Annotated in this window: 25 protein-coding genes and 1 pseudogene; 22 read left to right on the forward strand and 4 right to left on the reverse strand. The window is 35.8% G+C overall.

Going from position 1 to position 21,354, the window contains the following annotated elements:
• Positions 1-10: 10 nt before the first annotated feature.
• From hutI to CEQ21_RS03290, 3 genes are read left to right on the forward strand one after another with little or no spacing between them, the layout of a single operon-like run.
• A complete protein-coding gene (hutI, locus tag CEQ21_RS03280) occupies positions 11-1,333 on the forward strand; it encodes an imidazolonepropionase (RefSeq protein ID WP_185763224.1) in 1,323 nt (440 codons plus the stop codon).
• The gene (locus CEQ21_RS03285) at positions 1,281-2,540 is read left to right on the forward strand and encodes a Zn-dependent hydrolase (RefSeq protein WP_235907151.1); all 1,260 of its coding nucleotides are present in this window, start codon (positions 1,281-1,283) and stop codon (positions 2,538-2,540) included. Before hutI ends, CEQ21_RS03285 begins: the two co-directional genes overlap by 53 nt.
• A 13-nt stretch (positions 2,541-2,553) precedes the next feature.
• Positions 2,554-3,879 carry an amidohydrolase family protein gene (locus CEQ21_RS03290; protein WP_185763226.1) on the forward strand — a complete coding sequence of 442 codons (1,326 nt, stop codon included), beginning with the start codon at positions 2,554-2,556 and terminating at the stop codon, positions 3,877-3,879.
• A 163-nt stretch (positions 3,880-4,042) separates the two neighbouring features.
• Here CEQ21_RS03290 and CEQ21_RS03295 read toward each other — a convergent pair whose 3' ends face one another.
• Positions 4,043-4,408 (reverse strand): cupin domain-containing protein, encoded by a 366-nt coding sequence (locus CEQ21_RS03295; protein ID WP_185763227.1) that lies wholly within the window; start codon positions 4,406-4,408, stop codon positions 4,043-4,045.
• A gap of 149 nt (positions 4,409-4,557) precedes the next feature.
• On the opposite strand from CEQ21_RS03295, the gene CEQ21_RS03300 reads away from it, so the two are divergent.
• From CEQ21_RS03300 to CEQ21_RS03340, 9 genes and pseudogenes are all read left to right on the forward strand, one after another.
• Entirely contained in the window at positions 4,558-5,151 is a 594-nt protein-coding gene (locus CEQ21_RS03300) for a hypothetical protein (RefSeq protein WP_185763228.1), read from the forward strand.
• Positions 5,152-5,191: 40 nt separating this feature from the next.
• Positions 5,192-5,734, forward strand: a complete 543-nt coding sequence (locus CEQ21_RS03305; protein WP_185763229.1) for an RBBP9/YdeN family alpha/beta hydrolase — start codon at positions 5,192-5,194, stop codon at positions 5,732-5,734.
• Positions 5,735-5,919: 185 nt separating this feature from the next.
• Complete coding sequence (locus CEQ21_RS03310; protein ID WP_185763230.1) at positions 5,920-6,369, forward strand: DinB family protein; 450 nt, start codon at positions 5,920-5,922, stop codon at positions 6,367-6,369.
• 150 nt (positions 6,370-6,519) lie between these two features.
• Positions 6,520-7,280 (forward strand): annotated as a pseudogene (locus CEQ21_RS03315) (phosphotransferase).
• A 165-nt stretch (positions 7,281-7,445) separates the two neighbouring features.
• On the forward strand, positions 7,446-8,354 hold the full coding sequence (locus CEQ21_RS03320; RefSeq protein ID WP_185763231.1) for a DMT family transporter: 909 nt from the start codon (positions 7,446-7,448) through the stop codon (positions 8,352-8,354).
• A gap of 198 nt (positions 8,355-8,552) precedes the next feature.
• The gene (locus CEQ21_RS03325; protein ID WP_185763232.1) at positions 8,553-10,013 is read left to right on the forward strand and encodes a spore germination protein; all 1,461 of its coding nucleotides are present in this window, start codon (positions 8,553-8,555) and stop codon (positions 10,011-10,013) included.
• A 17-nt stretch (positions 10,014-10,030) separates the two neighbouring features.
• Positions 10,031-11,206 carry a Ger(x)C family spore germination protein gene (locus CEQ21_RS03330; protein ID WP_185763233.1) on the forward strand — a complete coding sequence of 392 codons (1,176 nt, stop codon included), beginning with the start codon at positions 10,031-10,033 and terminating at the stop codon, positions 11,204-11,206.
• Positions 11,207-11,230: 24 nt separating this feature from the next.
• Positions 11,231-12,352, forward strand: coding sequence for a GerAB/ArcD/ProY family transporter (locus CEQ21_RS03335; protein ID WP_185763234.1), 1,122 nt, complete (start codon positions 11,231-11,233; stop codon positions 12,350-12,352).
• Positions 12,353-12,477: 125 nt separating this feature from the next.
• On the forward strand, positions 12,478-13,017 hold the full coding sequence (locus tag CEQ21_RS03340) for a helicase (protein ID WP_185763235.1): 540 nt from the start codon (positions 12,478-12,480) through the stop codon (positions 13,015-13,017).
• Here the strand turns inward: CEQ21_RS03340 and CEQ21_RS03345 are convergent.
• Positions 13,005-13,271, reverse strand: coding sequence for a hypothetical protein (locus CEQ21_RS03345; protein ID WP_185763236.1), 267 nt, complete (start codon positions 13,269-13,271; stop codon positions 13,005-13,007). The two genes, CEQ21_RS03340 and CEQ21_RS03345, sit on opposite strands and share 13 nt — an antisense overlap.
• A gap of 144 nt (positions 13,272-13,415) precedes the next feature.
• Between CEQ21_RS03345 and CEQ21_RS03350 the strand changes: the two genes are divergently transcribed.
• Positions 13,416-13,979 (forward strand): hypothetical protein, encoded by a 564-nt coding sequence (locus tag CEQ21_RS03350; protein ID WP_185763237.1) that lies wholly within the window; start codon positions 13,416-13,418, stop codon positions 13,977-13,979.
• A gap of 54 nt (positions 13,980-14,033) precedes the next feature.
• Here the strand turns inward: CEQ21_RS03350 and CEQ21_RS03355 are convergent, their stop codons facing one another.
• On the reverse strand, positions 14,034-15,605 hold the full coding sequence (locus CEQ21_RS03355) for a histidine kinase N-terminal 7TM domain-containing diguanylate cyclase (protein ID WP_185763238.1): 1,572 nt from the start codon (positions 15,603-15,605) through the stop codon (positions 14,034-14,036).
• Positions 15,606-15,820: 215 nt separating this feature from the next.
• Between CEQ21_RS03355 and CEQ21_RS03360 the strand changes: the two genes are divergently transcribed.
• The 8 genes from CEQ21_RS03360 (at position 15,821) to CEQ21_RS03395 (ending at position 19,804) form a co-directional block, all read left to right on the forward strand.
• Complete coding sequence (locus CEQ21_RS03360; protein ID WP_185763239.1) at positions 15,821-16,009, forward strand: hypothetical protein; 189 nt, start codon at positions 15,821-15,823, stop codon at positions 16,007-16,009.
• A gap of 113 nt (positions 16,010-16,122) precedes the next feature.
• Complete coding sequence (locus tag CEQ21_RS03365) at positions 16,123-16,353, forward strand: YczI family protein (RefSeq protein WP_185763240.1); 231 nt, start codon at positions 16,123-16,125, stop codon at positions 16,351-16,353.
• 37 nt (positions 16,354-16,390) lie between these two features.
• Positions 16,391-16,900, forward strand: a complete 510-nt coding sequence (locus tag CEQ21_RS03370; RefSeq protein ID WP_185763241.1) for a DUF2716 domain-containing protein — start codon at positions 16,391-16,393, stop codon at positions 16,898-16,900.
• A 42-nt stretch (positions 16,901-16,942) separates the two neighbouring features.
• The gene (locus CEQ21_RS03375; RefSeq protein ID WP_185763242.1) at positions 16,943-17,398 is read left to right on the forward strand and encodes a hypothetical protein; all 456 of its coding nucleotides are present in this window, start codon (positions 16,943-16,945) and stop codon (positions 17,396-17,398) included.
• Positions 17,399-17,516: 118 nt separating this feature from the next.
• The gene (locus CEQ21_RS03380; RefSeq protein WP_185763243.1) at positions 17,517-18,509 is read left to right on the forward strand and encodes a DUF3231 family protein; all 993 of its coding nucleotides are present in this window, start codon (positions 17,517-17,519) and stop codon (positions 18,507-18,509) included.
• Positions 18,510-18,729: 220 nt separating this feature from the next.
• Complete coding sequence (locus tag CEQ21_RS03385; protein ID WP_185763244.1) at positions 18,730-18,930, forward strand: hypothetical protein; 201 nt, start codon at positions 18,730-18,732, stop codon at positions 18,928-18,930.
• 13 nt (positions 18,931-18,943) lie between these two features.
• Positions 18,944-19,168, forward strand: coding sequence for a hypothetical protein (locus CEQ21_RS03390; protein WP_185763245.1), 225 nt, complete (start codon positions 18,944-18,946; stop codon positions 19,166-19,168).
• Between the two features lie 33 nt (positions 19,169-19,201).
• Positions 19,202-19,804 (forward strand): uridine kinase family protein, encoded by a 603-nt coding sequence (locus CEQ21_RS03395; RefSeq protein WP_185763246.1) that lies wholly within the window; start codon positions 19,202-19,204, stop codon positions 19,802-19,804.
• 40 nt (positions 19,805-19,844) lie between these two features.
• On the opposite strand, the gene CEQ21_RS03400 is transcribed toward CEQ21_RS03395, so the two are convergent.
• Positions 19,845-20,291: a VOC family protein gene (locus tag CEQ21_RS03400; RefSeq protein WP_185763247.1), complete on the reverse strand. Its 447-nt coding sequence runs from the start codon at positions 20,289-20,291 to the stop codon at positions 19,845-19,847.
• A 94-nt stretch (positions 20,292-20,385) separates the two neighbouring features.
• Here CEQ21_RS03400 and CEQ21_RS03405 point away from each other — a divergent pair, with 94 nt between their 5' ends.
• Positions 20,386-21,327, forward strand: a complete 942-nt coding sequence (locus tag CEQ21_RS03405) for a helix-turn-helix transcriptional regulator (protein ID WP_185763248.1) — start codon at positions 20,386-20,388, stop codon at positions 21,325-21,327.
• Positions 21,328-21,354 lie beyond the last annotated feature (27 nt).

Below are 21,354 nucleotides of genomic sequence, written 5' to 3' on the forward strand. Positions count from 1 at the left end.
TTGAGATAAAATGTCTGAATACCTATACATTAAAAATGCATCCCAAGTTATTACCGTAAGCGGAAGCAGTAATAAACCAAAAATAGGCCAAGAAATGGCTGATATCGGTGTAATAGAAAATGGCAGTGTGCTAATAAAAAAGGACAGAATTGTCTTTGTTGGCGCCAATCAAGTAGTAGAGCAATACGTTAGTAGAATAAGTGAACAAGTTGACGTAATTAACGCAGAGGGAAAGGTAGTAACTCCGGGCTTAATTGATCCACATACACATATCGTTTTTGCTGGAAGTCGTGAAAAGGAATTAGAAATGCGCTTAAAGGGTGCAAAATACATGGATATATTAAAAGCAGGAGGCGGTATTTTAAGTACTACTACCGAAACACGGCAAGCAACTGAACAACAACTAATCAAGGAGACGGTTCCGCGTCTAGACCGCTTCCTGCAATATGGTGTAACAACGATAGAGGCGAAAAGCGGCTATGGGCTGACAACAGAGGATGAGTTGAAGCAGCTCAGGGTTGCCAAAAAACTGAATGAAATTCACCCGATTGATCTAGTCTCAACATTTATGGGAGCACATGCTGTCCCATATGAGTACAAGGAAAACCCTGATGAATTTGTCCAATTAATAATCGAGGAAATGCTTCCGCTTGTTGCGAAGGAAAAGCTAGCAGAGTTTTGTGATGTGTTTTGTGAAGAGGGTGTTTTCACTGTGGAACAGTCCAGGATAATTTTAGCGGAAGGCAAAAAGCTTGGGTTATTGCCAAAGATTCATGCAGATGAAATTGTTCCATTTGGCGGTGCTGAGTTAGCAGCAGAGATAGGGGCTGTTTCTGCAGACCATTTGTTAAGAGCTTCAGAACAAGGGATCCAGGAAATGGCGGAAAAAGGCGTAATTGCCGTGCTTTTACCTGGAACAGCCTTCTTTTTGATGGCAGAGCCTGCTAATGCAAGAAAAATGATCGAAGCTGGTGTTGCTGTTGCCCTGTCAACAGATCGAAATCCAGGCTCTTCACCGACAGAATCATTGCCGTTTATTATGAATCTAGCATGCTTAACAATGAAAATGACACCAGAGGAAGTGTTGGCAGCCTGTACCATTAATGCAGCACATGCTATCAACAGAGCACATGAAATTGGCAGTATTGAAGTTGGGAAAAAGGCGGATGTCATTTTATTTGATGCACGTAATTATCAAACCCTGCAATACAATTATGCTGTTAATTTAGTAGATACTGTGGTTAAGAATGGCAAAGTGGTTGTTAAAGGTGGTGCAAGTATTGCAAAAAGGGAAGATTTCCATCAATTTAGCTCGACTGAAAGCAGACATTGAAGAACTTGGGCAATTCGGTAAAAACGCCAAAGGTGGTCTTGATCGGACCACCTTTACTTCAAGTGAATTAGCAGCTAGGAAATGGCTGAAAAGTCGTCTTGACCAATTGGACTTGGTTGTAAGAGTGGACGAAGCAGCAAATATTTGGGGGAAACGAACTGGGTCAAGGGATCTTCCGAGTATTGTGTTTGGCTCACATATCGATACAGTTCCAAACGGAGGGAAATATGATGGAGCACTTGGAGTATTAATGGCTATTGAAGTATTGAGAATATTGGCAGACAACGGCGTAGTGACAAGGCATCCACTCGAGTTCGTTTCATTTAGTGCAGAAGAACCTAATCCTTTTGGCTTGTCAACATTTGGCAGCAGGGCGGTCAGCGGCAAATTGACGAGAGCTAATATTATCGATGTCGCAGATGCAGCAGGCACAAAGCTCACAGATGCATTACGATCTGCGGGGGGCAATCCAGAGCAATTTGCGAACTGCAAAAGACAACCGAAAGAACTGAGTGCCTATTTAGAGGTGCATATTGAACAAGGCAAAAGGCTTGTCAACCATGCCATACCTATCGGGATTGTAACGGCTATAACAGGTATCTATCGTGAACAAATAACAGTTATCGGTGAAGCCAATCACGCCGGAACTACGTTAATGGAAGATAGAAGGGATGCCTTAACTGCAGCATCAGAGCTTGTATTAGCGTTAGAAGCTGCCTGTTTAAGGCACCCTTCAAATGAAGCAGTTGGCACGATTGGTAAGCTAATTGTTAGTCCAAATGCACCAAATATTATCCCGGATAAAGTAATAATGTCATTAGAAATAAGAGGGAAAACATCGCTTGAAATAAAGGAGGTATTAACAGCTTTTACGCGCGAATGCTTGGCTTGTAAGGAGAAACGAGCTGTGCAAATAGAAAGAAAGATGGTGTTGGAGCAAGCACCAGCAGAGATGGATGAAGTTGTTATGGAAGCAATAAAAACTAGTGCCGAGCTTCTACATTTTCCTTATTTAGTACTTGGCAGCATGGCAGGACATGATGCGGCACATATGGCTGCAATAACAAGAAGCGGCATGATATTTGTTCCAAGTGTTGGAGGAAAAAGCCACTGTCCAGAGGAAGAAAGCCGGTTAAAGGACATAGAAAAGGCGGCAAATGTGCTGCTGCATTCGATTCTTTTATTAGACGAAAAACTAGATGTGTAAAGGAGCGTAATAGATGAGGATGATATATGCAGCAGATTCTATTTATATAAATAATCAATTTCTAAAGAATCAGGCTATTTATGTTTTAGATGGTGTTATAAAAGAAATTGGACCAAAGAAACAGTTAATTGAAAAACATAAAGGAACACCTGTGGTGGAGTGGAAGGACAAGGCGATTATGCCTGGAACAGTTAATGCTCATAATCACTCGTTTCAAAGCTTACTGAGAGGAATTGCTGTGGATCGTCCATTTTTAGAATGGAGAGATCAAGCATTATACCGTTATACACCATTATTGGATGAGGAAGCAATTTATACGGGAGCGCTATTTGCGTTTGGCGAGATGCTGAAATACGGTGTAACAACTGTCAGTGATTTTTTTTATGTCCATAATGGCGGAATTGCCACAGATGAAGCGGTGATTCAAGCAGCAAAGGATATTGGAATCCGTCTTGTTTTCGCAAGAACGATGTATGATTGGAACGGCGCTCCAATCAGTTATCAAGAAAGTGTCACAGAGGCTGTTAACAGAACAAGACAGCTTGCAATCAAGTATCAAGGCGACTCTATGGTGTCCATTCATCCTGCACCACATAGTCCTCACGCCGCATCACCGGAAATGATTAAGGCAGGACACCGTCTTGCGAAGGAATTAAATACACCGTTTCATATTCATGTTGCAGAGGAAATGTTTGAAGTCGATGAAACCCTTGAAAAGTTTGGCTTACGCCCAGTACATTATCTTGATTCTCTTGGTGTTGTCGATGATAGTATGATTGCTATCCATCTTGTTTGGTTGGATAACAGTGAAATCAAGTTATTAGGACAAAGAAAAACAGCACTTGCTTATTGCCCTTCAAGTAATATGTTTTTATCTGACGGAGTGACAAGAATACCTGATTTACTTAACGCAGGTGTCCGTATTTCGCTTGGATCAGATGGAGCCTGCAGCAATAATCGCATCAGTATTTTTGAAGAAATGAGAATGTGCTCTCTTCTGCAAAAGGTCACGCGCCTTGATGGTACCTGTATTAATGCCAAGCAAGTGTACAACATGGGAACTAAAGCAGGAGCGGAAATGCTGCAGCTGTCAACAGGTGAGATAAAAGCAGGAATGAAGGCAGACTTCGTAGTCTTGGATTTAAATGATTTATCACTGTCCCCAAAAACAGAATTATTTGCCAACGTAGTTTATTCCCTCCAGTCCAATGCCATAACGGATGTAACCGTAGATGGCAAACAGATTGTAAAGGACCGCAGCATAAAGACTATTTCAGAGCAGCATATAGTCAATCGAGTGGATAATTTAATGGAAAAGTGGAAAAACAGTCTAAATTAATACTACTGAATAAGACTGTATTATATAGAAGTTGTGACATAAGTATGTAAACCTAATCAAAATCGAACTATTTATACGTTTTCCAATTAATAGTTCGATTTTCATGTTTTGAGTTTTCTTTATTCGACATGGTACTAATTATATAGCTTAATAGATTCTTTTGTTATATCCAAACATCATTTTCTGCTGTTTGGGAGGTTCTTTCCTCGCCAGTATTAACTACACCTTTAGGTTCAACAAGCATAATTTTGCATTCCGAAGCAGCAAATGGCTTATGTTCAACATTCTTCGGAATAACAAACATTTCTCCTGCCTTTAATGGAACTTTACCATCCCTGAATTCGATGATTAATATGCCTTCCATTACAATAAACACTTCATCTGTTTCTTCATGCTTATGCCAAACAAACTCACCAAGCACCTTAACTAATTTAAATTGATAGTCATTCATTTCGGCAATGACTTTTGGTGACCATTGATCCGTAAATTTTGCAAATTTATCTTGAAAGTTTATTGAAGAATAGCTCATTATAGTAACCTCCTTAGCTAACTGATTAATGTAAATATTAGCATATTTTTACTTATTATTGTTAAATACATAAAGTCTATGCTGTTCAGTTCCGACACTTCCAAATTATGCTAGAATTAACTTATCAATTATTAGGAGGAGGAAGCAAAATGACAGATAAACGAGAGCAATATGATAGTCGTCTTGAAAAAATTGATGAACAAATATGTGGATTAATTAACAAACGAAAAAGTATAGCAAGTAAATCTAGTTTTCCATCCCCTCAGCTTATAGCTTCATGGTCTACAAAATACGATTTATATGAGGACTTCTTAGACGGGTTATTTCATCATTTATTGCATGAAGACCTATTTAAGCCATATCCAGACCCAAAAGGATTTCGTAAAAATATCCCGATATTAAAGTCATGTGAAAGAGATAATCTATTTTTCACTGTAACATTTGTACGGCAATATGAAAATGCTAGTATCGTAAATTTGACAATGGATAAAGAACCACAAGAAAATGGAGAATATCTACATGAATTTACTTTTTTAGAGCTGTCTATCGAAAATAATGGGGTGGAGTATGACTGCAGAGACATAGGAGGAGGAGGTTCTGATGGCCATATGTCACATACTTACACAGTTTCACCGCCATTACCAGACGATATGTCTGCGGTTAAGTTCCTATTCAAGGAATATAAAGAACCACTTCAAAGAGTACCAACAGGCATTGAATTTGTTATTGCAGTAGCAGAATGAGTAATAAACAAAAGTGCTTGTTTTTAAGGGAGAAGAACGAATGAAAAAACTTTATTTAATTGACGGCTTTGGTGGATCACCTGAGATAAATTGGCTGGCCGATATTGAAAAACACTTTGTAAATTATTTTGATATAAAAATAGTAGAATACACGGACGCCACAGTGGCAGATGTGAAGCAGTGGGACAGTGATCTAGATAATGGTATAAATACTCCTGAAAACGCCTATTTTATTTGTCATAGTCTAGGTTGTATCACACTTTTAAGGTATTTATTGCGACATAATATTAACATAGCTGGAGCAGTGTTGGTCTCAGGATTTGCGGAGAAAATCGCTGACTTTCCTCCATTCGATTCTTATTTTCATGATATAGAATTAAACAAAGTTAAAAGCTTATTGGGCTCGTCCTATATGATCGCCTCGAGAACAGATGAAATTGTTAGTTGGGAAACCACGAGTAGGTTGGCTGAAGAACTTGAAATACCACTTGTTTTACTGCCTAATGGTGGTCATTTCACTTCAAGTGAAGGCATTATCGAGATGCCATCTGTGAAAAGTATTGTAAGTGTAAATTGGCTTTAATCATTAGGTAGGAACAACTCTAGTTATCTTTTCCTACGGGGGGTGAAGTTAGTCTGTATACGTATTGATTAGAATTTGGTTGTACAATCAATTGCTTTCTTCAGGTTGAATGATTGTTGTTACAATGCAATATAATCGTAGAAGGTCTTTAGATAAGTACACTGTTTCTTACAGGGGGGGAAATAATGGAGAAAGTAATTGCGGGAATTAACCATTGGATACAGGTTTTACCAAAGGAGTTCACTTCTATGGCAGTAACAGAAGTATCTTACAGGCATGCACCAAACAAATGGTCGAAAAAAGAGATATTAGGACATCTGTGTGACTCTGCAATAAATAATCTCGGCAGATTTATAAAGGTTCAATATGAAGAACAGCCATTTGTGGTGCAGCCTTATAATCAGGTGCAATGGGTGATACTCCAGAATTATCAAGAAAGACCTCTACAGGATATAATCACTCTTTTTCAAACGTTAAATAAGCAAATTGTAAATGTATTGCAAAACATTCCACCTGAAAAATTAACTTACCTCTGTGATATCGGAAATAATGAAAAAAAGACATTAGAATGGCTGATACAGGATTATCTCGAGCATATGGAGCATCATATTTACAATCAAATTTTAGTTAAATAAGAATCACTTATAAAGAAAAACAAGAAACTAACTAACGATTAACAAATCAGTTGCCAGGTTTGGTAGCTGATTTATTATTAAAAAATTAATATTAAAAGAGTAAAGTAAGCGTTTTAATATAATGGATACTGCTTGAGGGGAGAGAAGTTTGTGGAATTAGGAAGTCTGATTGCTACTGGTAATACCGCTGATATATTTATGTGCAATAATAAAATAGTGAAGCTGTTTAAAGAATATTTACCACCAAATGAAGCCTTGTATGAAGCTACAAAACAAAAGTTTGCTTATTCGTGTGGCCTTAATGTCCCGAAGGTGTTTGAAGTTACCAAAATAAATGGAACACAGGCTATTATTATGGAACACATAAACGGCGAAACGCTTGGTCAGCTTATTCAGGACAATCTCGAGTCTGTCGAGCATTATATAAGCATCCTCGTTAATATGCAGAACGAGATACATACAGTTGAAATAAATTCCGATGAAATAGAATCAATGGCAGAAAAATTGAACCGCCAAATTAATTCAGCCCGTACTTTAGGCGAAGAACAAAAGATTAAACTTTTAAGTAGATTAAGATCCCTACAATATGACTCTAAACTATGTCATGGTGACTTCCATCCATATAATTTACTTGTATAAGTAATGAGACGATAAGTATAATTGACTGGGTAGATGCGAGTGCTGGTGATCCGAGAGCAGACGTTTGTCGCAGCTATTTATTATTTTCATCCTATTCCCATGAATTAGCAGAATTATATCTTCGCTCCTACTGTGATAGGACCAATTTATCTGAAAAGGCTATTTTAGAATGGCTGCCAATTATTGCAGGCGCCAGACTGAATGAAAAAAATTCTCCACAAGAAACTAAGCGCCTTGAAAAGATTGTTGGCAAGTTTTGTGCCAATAATTAACAAGTTGGTATTGACAACAATAAATGTTGATTTTATAATGAAAAACGGAATTAACATACTAAAATTTTTTTGTTCGTGGATTTTTCTAGAGTAAGCTCTATTTTCGCCACACAAGTGTCTTAGGACATTTGTGTGGCTTTTTTTATGCAAAAAGGAGGGGCTAGTATGAAAAACTGGCATTATGTATTAATTGTTTTCTTAGGTGGCTGCAGTTATGGCATCTTATCAACGTTTGTTAAACTTGCTTACGCCACTGGATTTTCGGTGCAGGAGATAACAGGTGGACAATATTTATTTGGGACAGTGATTATTTGGCTGCTTGTCGCATTAACAAAAAAACATCAAATCTCACGAAATCAAGCGATAAAGCTGCTGTTATCAGGTGTTCCATTTGGTTTAACAGGAATATTCTATTATCATTCGCTGCAATCACTTCATGCTTCAATGGCTATTATTTTTCTTTTTCAATATATTTGGATTGGATCATTATTAGAGCTAGTATTCCTAAAGAAAAAGCCTTCACTTGAAAAATTGGTAGCCATCGTTATTCTTCTTGCTGGTTCTTTATTAGCTGCAGGAATCCTTTCAGATACAGGAGTTTCCGTATCCATGCAAGGTGCTATGTGGGGAATGCTTTCTGCAGTGACGTTTGCTACTTTTATTTTCCTTAGTGGTTCTGTCGGAAAAGATACAGCACCTTTGTTAAAAAGTGCATTGCTGTCTAGTGGCGGATTAATCATTGTGTTTATTGTGTTTCCACCATTATATTTAGTTGATTTACCTGTATTACTAGGAGTAACAAAGTTCGGCTTAATCCTTGGCTTTTTTGGTGCTGTACTGCCACCATTATTATTTTCAATTGGTATGCCAAAGATTGGTCCAGGACTTGGTACAATCCTGACAGCATCTGAGCTTCCTGTAGCTGTACTTATGTCTGCCTTTGTTCTAAAAGAAGATGTAAGTGGCTGGCAATGGATAGGAGTGGCGATAATTTTAGGAGGAATTGCTGCAAGTAATTTAAAGTATTCTAAATCTAGCTTGAAGACGAAACCAAATAATTCTTTAGCAAGTTAAATAGATAGGTTTGAAGGCTAGTATTTAAGTAATTCAGTATAAGCTAAACCGGACTGTCACGGAAATCTTTAAAAGATTCACGTGATAGTCCGGTTTTTTTATTTAAAGGCTAAGCTAAATAACTTCATAACTAATATACATAAAAACCTACCACTTAGTTAAAATTAACAAATATATAAATGTTTGGAGGTATGGAAGATGGAGGCAAGCCTAAAGGGTATAAGTGCTGACAATATTAAAGCTTCTTTAGGTAATCCAACTGACTTAAATGTTCGATCCATTACATTAAATGTATTGATGGAGAACAGATTAGAGTGTTCAATCGTTTTTATTTCAGGCATTGCTGATGAGAAAGAGATAGAAAATTTTATAATTAAACCATTACAGCAGCTTACACCAGCGGTAGAGGCTGAAGAAATTTTGCTAACTGTTCAAAAAGAAATCATTCAGGCTAAGTCAATTGCAACTCTTCATTTATATAAAGATGCTATTCACGATTTACTAAATGGCAAAACAATCGTAATCATAGAAGGAATAAACGATGTCCTGTCTATTGATGTTGCCAAGTGGAAGGAACGGTCTTTGACAGAAGCAGAAGGGCAACGTGTTACAAAAGGTCCTTTAATTGGTTTTAATGAAAATCTTTCGACGAATATTGCAATTATGAGGCATGCCATTAAAAACGAACAATTTCGATTAGAAAATTATACGTTTGGAAGCCTTACGAATACAAATATTTGCATAATCTATTTAGAAAACTCAGTTGATAAAACGATTTTAGCAGAATTAAAAAACAGGTTAACGAAAATAAAGACGAGTAAAATATTAGATGCAAACTATGTGGAAGAATTTATTCGCGATCAGTTTCTCACACCGTTTCCACTTATTTTGACAACAGATAGACCTGATGTACTTACAGGAGAGATTACGGATGGAAAAATTGCAATTTTAGTTGAGGGTACACCATATGCGTTAGTCGTACCAGCACTTTTTTTACAGTTTTTGCAGTCACCAGACGATTATTACTTTGTGAATGGTGGAGTAACAAGGCTACTCAGAATATTTGCATTGACTTTGGCTATTTATTTACCAGCGTTTTATCTAGCCTTTGTTACATACCATCCAGGACTATTGCCTTTTGACTTAATATTAAGCCTGGCTTCTCAAAGGGAAGGCAAGCCTTTACCTTTAGTCGTTGAATTATTACTCTTTATGTTTCTTTTCCAAATTATCATTGAAGGTGCGCTGCGATTGCCGAAGGGATTGGTTTCAGTCGTGTCCATTGTTGGGACGATAATCATTGGTCAGTCAGCAGTTGAAGCGGGTCTAGTGCAGCCTGCTACACTACTTGTAGTTAGCATGTCATATATATTCAGCTTCGTAGCACCAATTATGACACTTGCTACAGCAGTTCGGACACTGCGTTACGGCTTTATCTTGATAGCTGCGTTTTTGGGTTTATATGGTATTATTCTTGCAACTTTAGCGTTAGTTTTTCATCTTAACCATTTACGTTCCTTTGGTGTACCTTACTTCGCTCCACTTTTTCCCTTTAATCCTAAAGACCAAAAGGATACTATCTATCGCTTTCCAATACGGAAGTTAACGAATAAGCATGAGTTTCAGCATGAGGAACCTGTAACCAAAAAAGAAGAATAACAAAGGATTAGAGCATAATGAAAACATTAGGCATAATTGCGTTCGTTTCACTGTTTGCCATACTTTCACTGGGTAATATTAATCGTAATGAATTAAATGAAGTTGCCCTTGTTTATGCGATTGGAATAGACAGGGAGGCCGATAATTATGTTGTCTCCTTACAAGTAATTAATCCGCAGCCTCCTAATAGCCCGTCAGACAAGCTGCCAGTAGTTGTGTATGACACGGAAGCGAAAAGTATGGGCAAGGCAATTGAAATGGTATCCAGAAAAATATCTAGACAATTAAGTCCTGCTCAAGTTCAGCTGATTATCATTGGAGAGTCGGTTGCTGAAACAATCGGAGTTAATGGAGTACTCAATTATATATTGCGTGAACCTGGATTAAGCTCCATGTTAGATATATTAATCACAAAAGACATAAATGCTGGAGACGCTTTAAAAGTTATCCCACATATGGAGGACATTCCAGGCAGCGAAATTGTAAAAACACTTGAGAACACCGAGGAAAATTGGGGTTCACATCAAAGAATATTACCAACACAGCTTAAGGCAGATATTCTGTCAAGAGGGGTGGAAGCAATCATCCCAACAATAGTGTTAATTGGGGATAAGAAAGTTGCTGAAGAGAAAGGTAACTTGGAGTCCATAGCGCCAAAAGCATATTTAGAGCTATCAGGATTGACTGTTATGAATGAAGACAAACGTTCAGGCTGGTTAAATGATAACCAAAGCAGGTCGTATTACTTAATAAAAGGAACCTTGAAAAATAGCTATTTCAGCTCCTATTGTTCTGATCAGAAGGAAGAGTTTGGATTAACAATTATTCATTCTAAAACGTCTATCCATGGAAAGGTTAACAACGGCATACCGAAATTCAAGATTAAGGTTGATTTAATTGGCGATTTAGATGAGCTTAATTGTGAAATGGATATAACAAAACCAGAAGAGATAAAAAAGATTGAAACATTAATGAAAAAGGACATAGAAGCAAGCTTGAAGGATTTAATAACCCAATCACAAACATTAAATTGTGATTTTATCGGTTTTGGAGATATATTAAGAATAGACGATAAATCAAATTGGAAAAAATATGAGAAGTTATGGCAAAAAGAAATCTTTGCTAAATCACAATATGAAATAACAGCAAATGTAACCGTAAGAAATTACGGAGATATAAATATAAGTGACTAACCTTATGGGCGGCTGGTGTTAAGGATGGAAATAAAAAAAATTGAAACATTAGAGCTTGCTTCGATGATCATATTGTTTCAACTCGGCAGCTCCATCGTATTAGGAATGGGAATGGAAGCAAAAAAAGATGCATGGATGGCTATTGGTATTGCAACAGCTATCGGTATTGCCATTCATTTTTGTTATGTAGCACTGTATAGAGCTGGCGGCACCGGAAAAACGTTCACACGTATACTACAAGATGCATTTAGTCGTCCTGTAGGAATAGTGATCTCTACCCTTTACTATCTTTATTTTTTGTATTTAGCTGCTCGTGTGACAGGAGATTTTGCTTTTTTTATTAATGAAGTCATTTTATGGAGTGTCAGTGCTTGGGTCATTAAATTATCGATTCTTTTGCTGGTTGCCTATGTTTGTTATTTAGATATAGAGACATTAGGTCGCTCATCTCAAGCACTTACTCTGATTATGTTGACATTTCTTATATTGGTTATCGTATTTATGTTTTTTCTTGAGGATTTTCACTGGACTAACTTAAGGCCGATGCTAGAAGATGGCTTTTCTCCCGTTATAAAGGCTGTTTTTCCAACCTTAATGACCTTTCCATTTGGTGAAGTAATCGTTTTTATTTGTTATTATCAATATTTAACAAAATTCTCTACCTTTCAGAAAAAAGGTTGGATGGCTGTACTTATTTCAGGAGTAACCTTAATAATTATAGCAGTACTTAATGTCGGGCTATTAACAGCCGATTTAGCTAAAATTTTTACTTTTCCATTTATGAAGACAATTGAACATATTAATTTTTTAAATTTTATCAGGCATCTAGAATTATTAGCCGTTTTGGTATTTACTATCGGCGGTTTAATAAAAATAACGATTTTCTCCTATGCAGGTATTCAAGGACTAGCAGAAATATTTAAACTGAAAAAGAAACAGATGATGATCATCCCCTTTTTACTTGCTGTATATTTTATCAGTGCAGCGTTCATGAACAACTTTGTTATCCATCTTTATATAGGATTAAAGATTGTACCGCTTTACGTTCATCTGGTTTTTCAGTTTCTTATTCCAATTCTATGTCTGGTAATGTTATTAATTAAAATTCTGATCAAGAAATGGAAAAGGAGGAATTTAAAAGCTTAAGCTACCATTAGTCGCAGCAGAACAGCTGCTTTTTTTATGGAGAGATTAAACAAGGGAATTAAGTGAAGAGTGTAGAATATAGAAAAACTTAAGTTAACAATATACATATAGAGAGGAAGAATGTTTTGGCTAATATAAATAAACAAGTTTATCCTGCCTGTCCCACTATCATTAGAAACATAAATATAGGCGGCCTTACTAAATCACAACTAATTCAGGCACTGCAGGATTCTTCTATTTTCATAAATAAGTATGGGGAAATGTTGTTAGCTGATGATAGATTTATTGTATCTTCAAATAAATACAATCTTAAAACTGTTGAAATAGCTGTTAGCAATCTTGGGTTTCCAAATGGAGCGACAACATCTGAAATTCTGCATAAAGCAACAGAACTTGGCTTACATATTTGCCCACTTGAGCTAGGGCCATATTTAAGATTATCTTATCTAAATCAACCTGAAGATGCTACTAATACTAGCAAGGTTCATCAAGCTCCAAAAGGTTCTATCACCGTGGCATCTGAACCTTTAACAGAGGACGATGAATTTCCGAAAGGCTTTTATTTAAGGAAAATCGACGGAAAACTATGGTTGCGCGGTTATATTGCGGATAACTTTCATATATGGAATCCAGATGATCGTTTTATCTTTTGTCAAAGGAAATAGATGACCACAACGAAGAAGAAGGAAGCAAAACCTGTTATACGGACAGGATGATTTAATCGGTGCGTATTAAATGGAGTTATACGGTTAACAATTCCCCAAAATAAAAAGGTTCCCAATAGGATAAAAAAGCCTCCAAATATAAGGGTGTTAGGAAAGGAATTGGCAATTGCAACGATATGATTTACAAAGATAATCCACAGGTAACCTAAGAAAAGGTTTAATACAATGGAGATACCATGTTCTTTTGCTTTCATTGACCCACATCCTTTTATAGAATATAATTATATTTTAACATATTTTCCATTTTGTGCCTTAAGCAGTCAAATGGTTTTATACAGAGATAAAAAAACAAGCAGGTTAATTAGCATCGATATATATTAATTAAAGGAAGTGTAGTGATGAAAAAAGCTTCTGTATATATTGGTTTAGCGACAATGATGCTAACAGTTGTTGCCTGTGCAAATCAGACAGGAGAAACAGTTGAGAAATCAAATCTAGCAGCTACTACAAGTGAACAGAAGGATTCAAGTCAAGATACGAAAAATAGCACAGAGACGAAACAAGAAAAAACCATTGATTCAAATGCAAATCAGTCAAATGAAAATAACGAACCAGAAGAAGCTGACACAGCAATAGATGTGGAGAATTATTTGAATACGCATTATGCCCTTGATAACACCCACTATATAGCGGAGTCTTGGAAAAGTGAAAAAACAGGAAAGTTAAACTATACAGTAAAAATACTTCCAAATAATAAAGCGTATGGTCAAGAAATCAATAATTTATTTAAAAGTGGCATCCCATATGAAGATGATAGAACGGCTGCTATGTTTGAAACAGCTGAGCGAATTATGAATGAATTGCCTGATGTTAGTGATACAATTCATATTGATTCTGTTATCTGGGTATCAAATCTTAATGATTTTCAAGTAATGCTGATCCAAGACTATGAAAATAGCTGAAAGGCAAAATAAAAAGGGAAGTCAATGTCTTAGTGTCATTACCTTCCCCTGTATTTACATTGTTTGTTTAGAGTCGGCTTTTAAATATATTTGAACATTATTTCTGCCATTTCTTTTGGCAGTATAAAGAGCCTGATCTGCCTCTCTCATTAAGTGTTTGATAGTACCTGTACTTGAAGGTGTTACTAGTGTATGGGAAACACCTAGACTTAAAGTGGTCGGAATGACCGTATTGTTCGAATTGCTTGGACTTTCTAGAGCCTTTACACGGATGATATTCGCTAGCATATACGCTTCATCTCTAGTGGTATTTGGCAACAATATCACAAACTCTTCTCCGCCATACCTTCCAATAATATCGGACTCTTGGATGCATTTTTTTGCTATTCTTGCGATATGCGACAGGACAATGTCTCCAGTCTCATGCCCGTGATCATCGTTGACCTTTTTAAAATGATCAATATCAAACATAATTAACGAGAGGCTTCCTCCCTCATGTATTTTCGTATGAAGCAGTTCATTAGCTAGTTTCATAAAATAGGTTCGGTTATAAACTTGGGTAAGTCCGTCAATGGATGCAAGCTGCTTTAGTTGTTCCTGCAGTTCTATTTTCTCGGTAATATTAACAAAAGTCACAATTTGTCCGACTTTAAGTAAATTTTCACTTTGTATCTCAGAAAATTGAACTTGATGGTAAATGGTTTTATTATTATGGATCCATTTGTAATCACAGTTTTCTTCCGTGTCAATAATTGCTTGCAGACTTCCGTTATCTGCCAGAATTGCTGTTATTGGTTTACCTATAACCGCTGCATGGAGGCCTGGAATAATTGGCAGCATTGCCAGATTATAATCTAGGATAATCCCATTTTGATTAAGAACAATAACGCCTTCTTGCATTCTATCAAACACAGTATCTCTAAATATCGGAGTCACATTAAACATTTTAAAGGATAGCAATGCGATACAGTGGAAAATATAGGATAAACTCATGGAAACTGGACCTAAATCAATACCGTATGGGCTTAAGCCGTTTAAATAAAAGTAATTAGCAAGAACTGGGAAAACCAAGCCAGCCATCATGGCTAAAATCTGAATTCTAAAAATAAAAGAGGCACTTTTCAATTGTCGAGCCAATGTTAGAACACTTACAACTAAACAAAGGAACAGATAAAGTGCGTGTATGTAAAAAAACGGACCGTATTCCATTCTTGCGATTGGGAAGGGAGCATCACTACTTAACCCGACAGAAGAATAGTATAGGTGATGAAGATTGTTTGTTGCCTGCATAAATATCGTAAAGCATGGGATTGAAAATAGAAGGTAATAAACCCATGTCTTTAATTTTTGACCGACGTATTCGGAACACATGATAAAGAGCAAAGCTGGAATGAATGGCATAACAAGATATTCCATCATAATCCATAATTTTATGTCACTAAGTGTGGTGCTGCTTAATTCAGAGACATAAAAAAAGGCAAATAAAGCTGATAATAGTGCTGCTGCTTTATAGGGTCTAACACCAGGGGCACCCTTTAGCTTAAAATGAGCAAAAATGCATAGGAATAAGCTTAAAATACCAGCTATAGCCACTATTAATTTAAACATTAACAATTCATTGATCATCAAATGTACTCCAATATAACCAATCCTTAAAAAAAGTAAATTGATTAGGTGAATTTTCCTATATTATTTTTATTTCATTATACTTTAAGAATTCCAAGTTGGTAAATTTTTTTGAGTTGGAATGTTTTGTTAGTGAAGGATGAATTGAAACCTTTAGAAGGCATATTCGTATGTAATAATGTGATTGATATCCAAAAAAAGGGAGAAAACTCTTGGTGAAAATTCAGATGGTGTTAATATTAGGATTCTTCTTCATGCTTTTATATGGTGTATATGCAGGAGGTTATTCCACCGCACTCATTTTTAAGTATTCGTTTATGATTGGTATGTTGTTTTGGCTTGTTGATTTATTTATCGAAATGTACCTATATTTAATTAAAAAAAATGCCCAGAAGGAGGATTAAGTATTACTACTGTTTAACTGAAAATGTTAATGAAGCCATAGATAATGGAGAGAAATAATTGTCAGTTACTTATATTTATAGTCGTTTATATTTAAAAAGGGAGTGTTTGTTGCTTGGTTAGCATATTAAGAATAATCTTTAGTTTGAGTGCAGCATCTTTAGCGATTTATGGTCTTATAACAGATAATACGGATTTAATGCCATTAACATTCGGCTTCTTAGGATTAACATTTATCATAATGGGAATATCCGAGTGGAAAAAAACGAACAAGGGTAAGACAGCATTACTTTTTGCCACAGCTTGCTTCGTTCTTTATGTTTCTATTTCTTCTTCCTTATACTAATAAATATACTCTGAGTAATACTTGGGAGGATAGCTAAATGGAGAACTGGTTTAAATTATCTTCAAAGGAAGACAACAAAGCATGGGAGAAACTCTATAAGGAATTCAGGTATAACCCAAGTATGACTTCATTTCCTGCCTTTAAAATCCCTTGTCCGTATATCAAATATAATATTTCCTCCTACTTAAATTGGACAGAAGATATGGAAACTTTTGATGAGATATATGATGACTTAGAGCTTAAGTCGCTGCATGCCTTTCAGGCACTTGTACATAAGGGGGAATATATGTATGCATTAGACTGGCAGCACCCCTCTTATTGGATAAATCCCCATTTAGAATTTCCTAAATCAGAGTTCGATGAGTGGATTGTACCTATATTTCCAAATGGAGATTATTACTTTTTTATTCAGAAAGAGTTTGAGTGGGGATTGCTGGGACATCCATGGGAAGAGACTATAACTATTTTTGGAAAGGAATTAATAGAACAATTCAATATGCATCAACCAAGGATGCTGCATCATATAGTTGACCAAGTAGAGGAGTGAGTATTATAACACCTTCAGATAAAGAGTTTGCTTTAGTGTGCTTTGAAAAAAATATTTATAGGCAGCAGCTTAGATGGGAGGAAATTTGGTGTTGGCCCTAGAGCAACATTCATATACTTTATTCATTATTCCGATAAAGAACCAGATAAATTATGGATCAATATTGAAGTAAACAAGTTTGCTGTATTAAATAGTAATTCAAAGAGTGGATTAGGGGTATATGAAAATATGAAGGAGCTAAGTGAAGAGGAAGCGATTAACACGATCTTAGAAATTCGGAGAGAACAGATTATTGATATTTATTTGGGAGAGAAATCACCATCTTTAATGCTATCCTTTAAATCAGGAAAATGTCTATATATCAACGGATATGATGAAAATTATGAATGTTGGCAAGCTGGTGATGGGGAAGGCTACACTGGGGATGACTGGTTAATTGTTGCAGTTCCGGGAAATGATATTGCAATTTGGACACCCGACGATTTTGAACTAAATTAAATTAACTAAGGGTCAATAAAGTTTAAATTATTAATCACAATCTCTGTAACAAGCGTAAATAATCTTGAATAGTTAGGGCAAAATACTTGTAAATTAAGTGATACTGGAGGTATATGCTTTGACTAAGAAGGAAAGATTAACGTCTTCTGAAATTACAGGATTGTGGACACAATATATTCAAAATACGATGTCGACTTGTATTAGTAAACATGTATTAGCGACAGCAAAAGACCCAGATATTCTTTCTCTTTTTAAATTTACTTTGAAACTATCTGAAAAGCATTTGCAGATGGTAACAGAATTTTTTAACACCGAGAATATGGCAGCACCAATAGGATTCACAGAAAATGATGTTAATCTAAATGCACCTTCTTTATTTTCTGACAATTTTTGGTTGATTTATATCCATGATATGACCTTGCATGGGTTGTCAGGCTATTCCATTTCATTTAGTACAAGTGCGAGAAAAGATGTAAGAGATCATTTTTATGAATGTAATACCGATACGATGGATCTTTATAACAAATCAATTGAACTGCTTTTATCAAAAGATATTTATCAGCGCTCGCCTTATTTTTCTATGAATCAAGGCGGGAAATCACCAACTCAATTTTCGTATATTATGGATTCCTTTGGCGATAAAAGACCATTAAACACAATGGAAGCGGGAAATATTTATTTTAACCTAAAGAAAAGCATCGTAACGAAAACGTTAATTAATGGCTTTAAACAGGTCATGCAGGATAAAGAAATTCTGCATTTTATGGAGCAGTGCTCGGATACAATCCATAAAAATATTGGTGTTTTCTCCAAATTATTTGAAGAAGAAAATCTTCATGCACCAAGCCTGTTAGATGGAGAAACAACACAGTCAGTTGTAGCACCCTTTTCAGAAAAATTAATGACCTTTCATGTAGGATTTTTGTTTCACTTAGCAGCGACGTATTACACAACTGCCATGATAACAAGCATGAGACTTGACGTACTTGGTCACTGTGATGCGGCAATGCTAAGAGATCTTAAAATTATCGCATTCTTCGGGAAATTAATGGTCAAAAAAGGCTGGATTGAGAAGTTACCAGAGGCAGATGATCGCAAAGAACTAAGTTGAGCAGCGTTTCAAGAAAAAGCGGTACAAGAGTATTTTAACTGAACTATTTTTTTGATGAATAGTTCAGTTTTGTTTTATTTGGTGCAGCCTGTTAATTATGTCTTAACAAAAAGGGTGAATTGTAAAAAAAATACATAATATGGAATAATTAAATGCAGTATAGTAAATATAAGAAACTTCAAAAGCTTCCATAGAATGTAATCGAGATAAGGAGCAGGATATGATAAAAAAACTCAATTTAACCACAGCGTTAATAATGATTATCCTCATCACATTATTCTTATTGGCTTCTAAAGTATATTTTAATACGAAGGAAATAACTACAGCCAGTGAGTCTTGTTATGAAAATGGCGGTAATCCAAGTGTGGAAAGTACCTTTCTTACGTTAGGGTATTCATTTACATGCTCCAGCGACAAGTGATGAGAGAGATTCTATGAAAATAGAAGAAGTAGATGATTTAGTAATTATAGATGGCTTTGAGGTTGATGGCTTTATTGATACGGAACAGCGATGCTTAAACTGTAAGTTCCACTTAGTGTATTATGAAGAATTTGATGCATATTTTTGTCCTTATTGTAACGTATGGAAAGAAGGGAAATGCAGTGATCCGGAATGCTGCTATTGTCCTAAACGTCCAGATACTCCGTTGCCTGTTTAAAAGCGTATTCATTATGTTCGGTAGGTGGATATTATGTATGAGCGAGATATACAAGACTATGATTCTTTAAGAAACAGGGTAGAAAGTTTGAGGAAAAAATCTAGAAATCAGTCCACATTTTTGATTGGTATTGATGGGTGTGGGGGTTCTGGTAAAAGCACATTTGCACAGAAACTAAGAGATGATTTCTGTGATGTTACCATTGTTCATATGGATGATTTTTATCTTCCTACCTCATTAATAACAAATTCAGAACCTGCGCAAAAGTCTATAGGTGCTGACTTTGATTGGAGACGGCTATTAAAGGAAGTTATAAATCCCTTAAGCAAGGAGACAGCTGGATATTATCAAAGATATGATTGGGCAACAGATAAATTAGCTGAATGGCATGCTGTTCCAATCGGTGGAATTGTTGTAATTGAGGGAGTTTATACACTGCGAACCGAATTAGTAGCTTTATATGATGTTACAGTATGGTTAGATTGTCCAAGAGAAATGCGCTTGACACGAGGGATAGAAAGAGATGGCGAAGACGCACGAACAACATGGGAAAAAAACTGGATGATTGCTGAGGATATGTATGTCAAAGCACATCAACCTGTTAACAGGGCAGACTTTATTATTCGCGGATATTAATACAAAAGAAGCCTTTGAAAATATCCAAAGGCTTCTTTTGTTATAATCTATCATCAAACATTAACTGAATTTGAATTCCAAATGGGTCTTCAATAACCCCATATGCCTTACTAAAAATGTTATTAGACAGGGGAAGAATGACTTTAACGCGATTATCAGAGGTTAAGCTTTTATAAAATTGTTCAATTTCTGTTTGATCAGCACTTTGAATACACAGTGAGATATTGTTACCAACAGTATAGGCTTCGCTCGTGTTCATCGTTTCTTCTGCAATCATAAGCTTCGTTATTCCTAGCTGAAGGACAGAGTGAGCAATATAATTTTTATTTTCTTCTGTAATTTTCATGGAAGAGTCACGCTTTGCCATGTCCTGATACGACACAAGCATTAACTCCTTTGCATTAAAATGTGTTTTATAAAACTCAATTGCTTCTTTCGCTTTTCCATTCATTGATAAGAAAATGGCTGCTTCAAGGGTAGTATTCATATTATCAATCTCCTTCATTCATTTGATATCCGCTAACAAGTCTTATTATAATGAATAAAGGTATCAACTAATGACACCTTTAAAGGAGCTTAAAATGAAAAAATCAGAAAGATTAAACGACATGATACGGTACATAAACAATCGAGAATTCTTCAACTTACAGGATCTTATGGATGAATATAATATTTCCAAAAGCACAGCTCTGCGTGATTTAAGCTCTCTAGAACAATTAGGAATGCCCATTTTTGCAGAACATGGCAGATATGGTAGGTATGGAATATTAAAAAACAGATTATTATCGCCTATTCATTTTACAGTGGATGAAATATACGCATTATATTTTGCGATGCTTACACTTGATTCCTATCAATCAACACCATTTCATGTAAGTATCCAAAAGCTCAATGAGAAGTTTGAAAATTGTCTTCCACCAAAGCAAATAGAGCACATACACCAAATGAAAAAAGTTCTCCAGCTTGAAGTGAATTTGCATCATTATGTTAGTCATTTTCTTGACAGGATTTTATTAAGTATTCTCGAGGAAAGCAGTTGTAGGATTTTACATCAAAAGACTGGTGTTGAAAAAAGTTATTTTATCCAATTCTTTAAGATTTCCGCTAAGTTTGGTCAATGGTATGCCACAGGTGTTGAGCTTGAAACAAAAACATTTAGAGTATTTCGCTGTGACCGAATCACGTATATAGAAGAAAGGGAGACAAAATCGAATTTTTCTTTAGAGGATCTCCTGCAGCGTTCGATGCAAATAAAACGTGCAGAGAATAGCATTGATTTTGAGGTGGAAATTGCTGTGCATGCAATAGATATTTTTTATAAAGAAAATTATCCTTCCATGTCAATTGAAATTGGAGACAAAACAGTGATAAAAGGCTTTTATAATCGAGGAGAAGAGGAGTTTATTACTGATTATCTAATGCGATATGGCAGCAATATAAAAGCAATTAAACCAGCATCGTTAAAGCAGCGAATACAAGACAAACTTGTGAAGCTTCAGACACATCTTGAACAAATGTCTTAAGTCGTGCACAAGAGAATATATTGTATG

The sequence above is a fragment of the Niallia circulans genome (assembly GCF_007273535.1).
GTDB classification, from domain to species: Bacteria; Bacillota; Bacilli; order Bacillales; family Cytobacillaceae; genus Niallia; species Niallia circulans_B.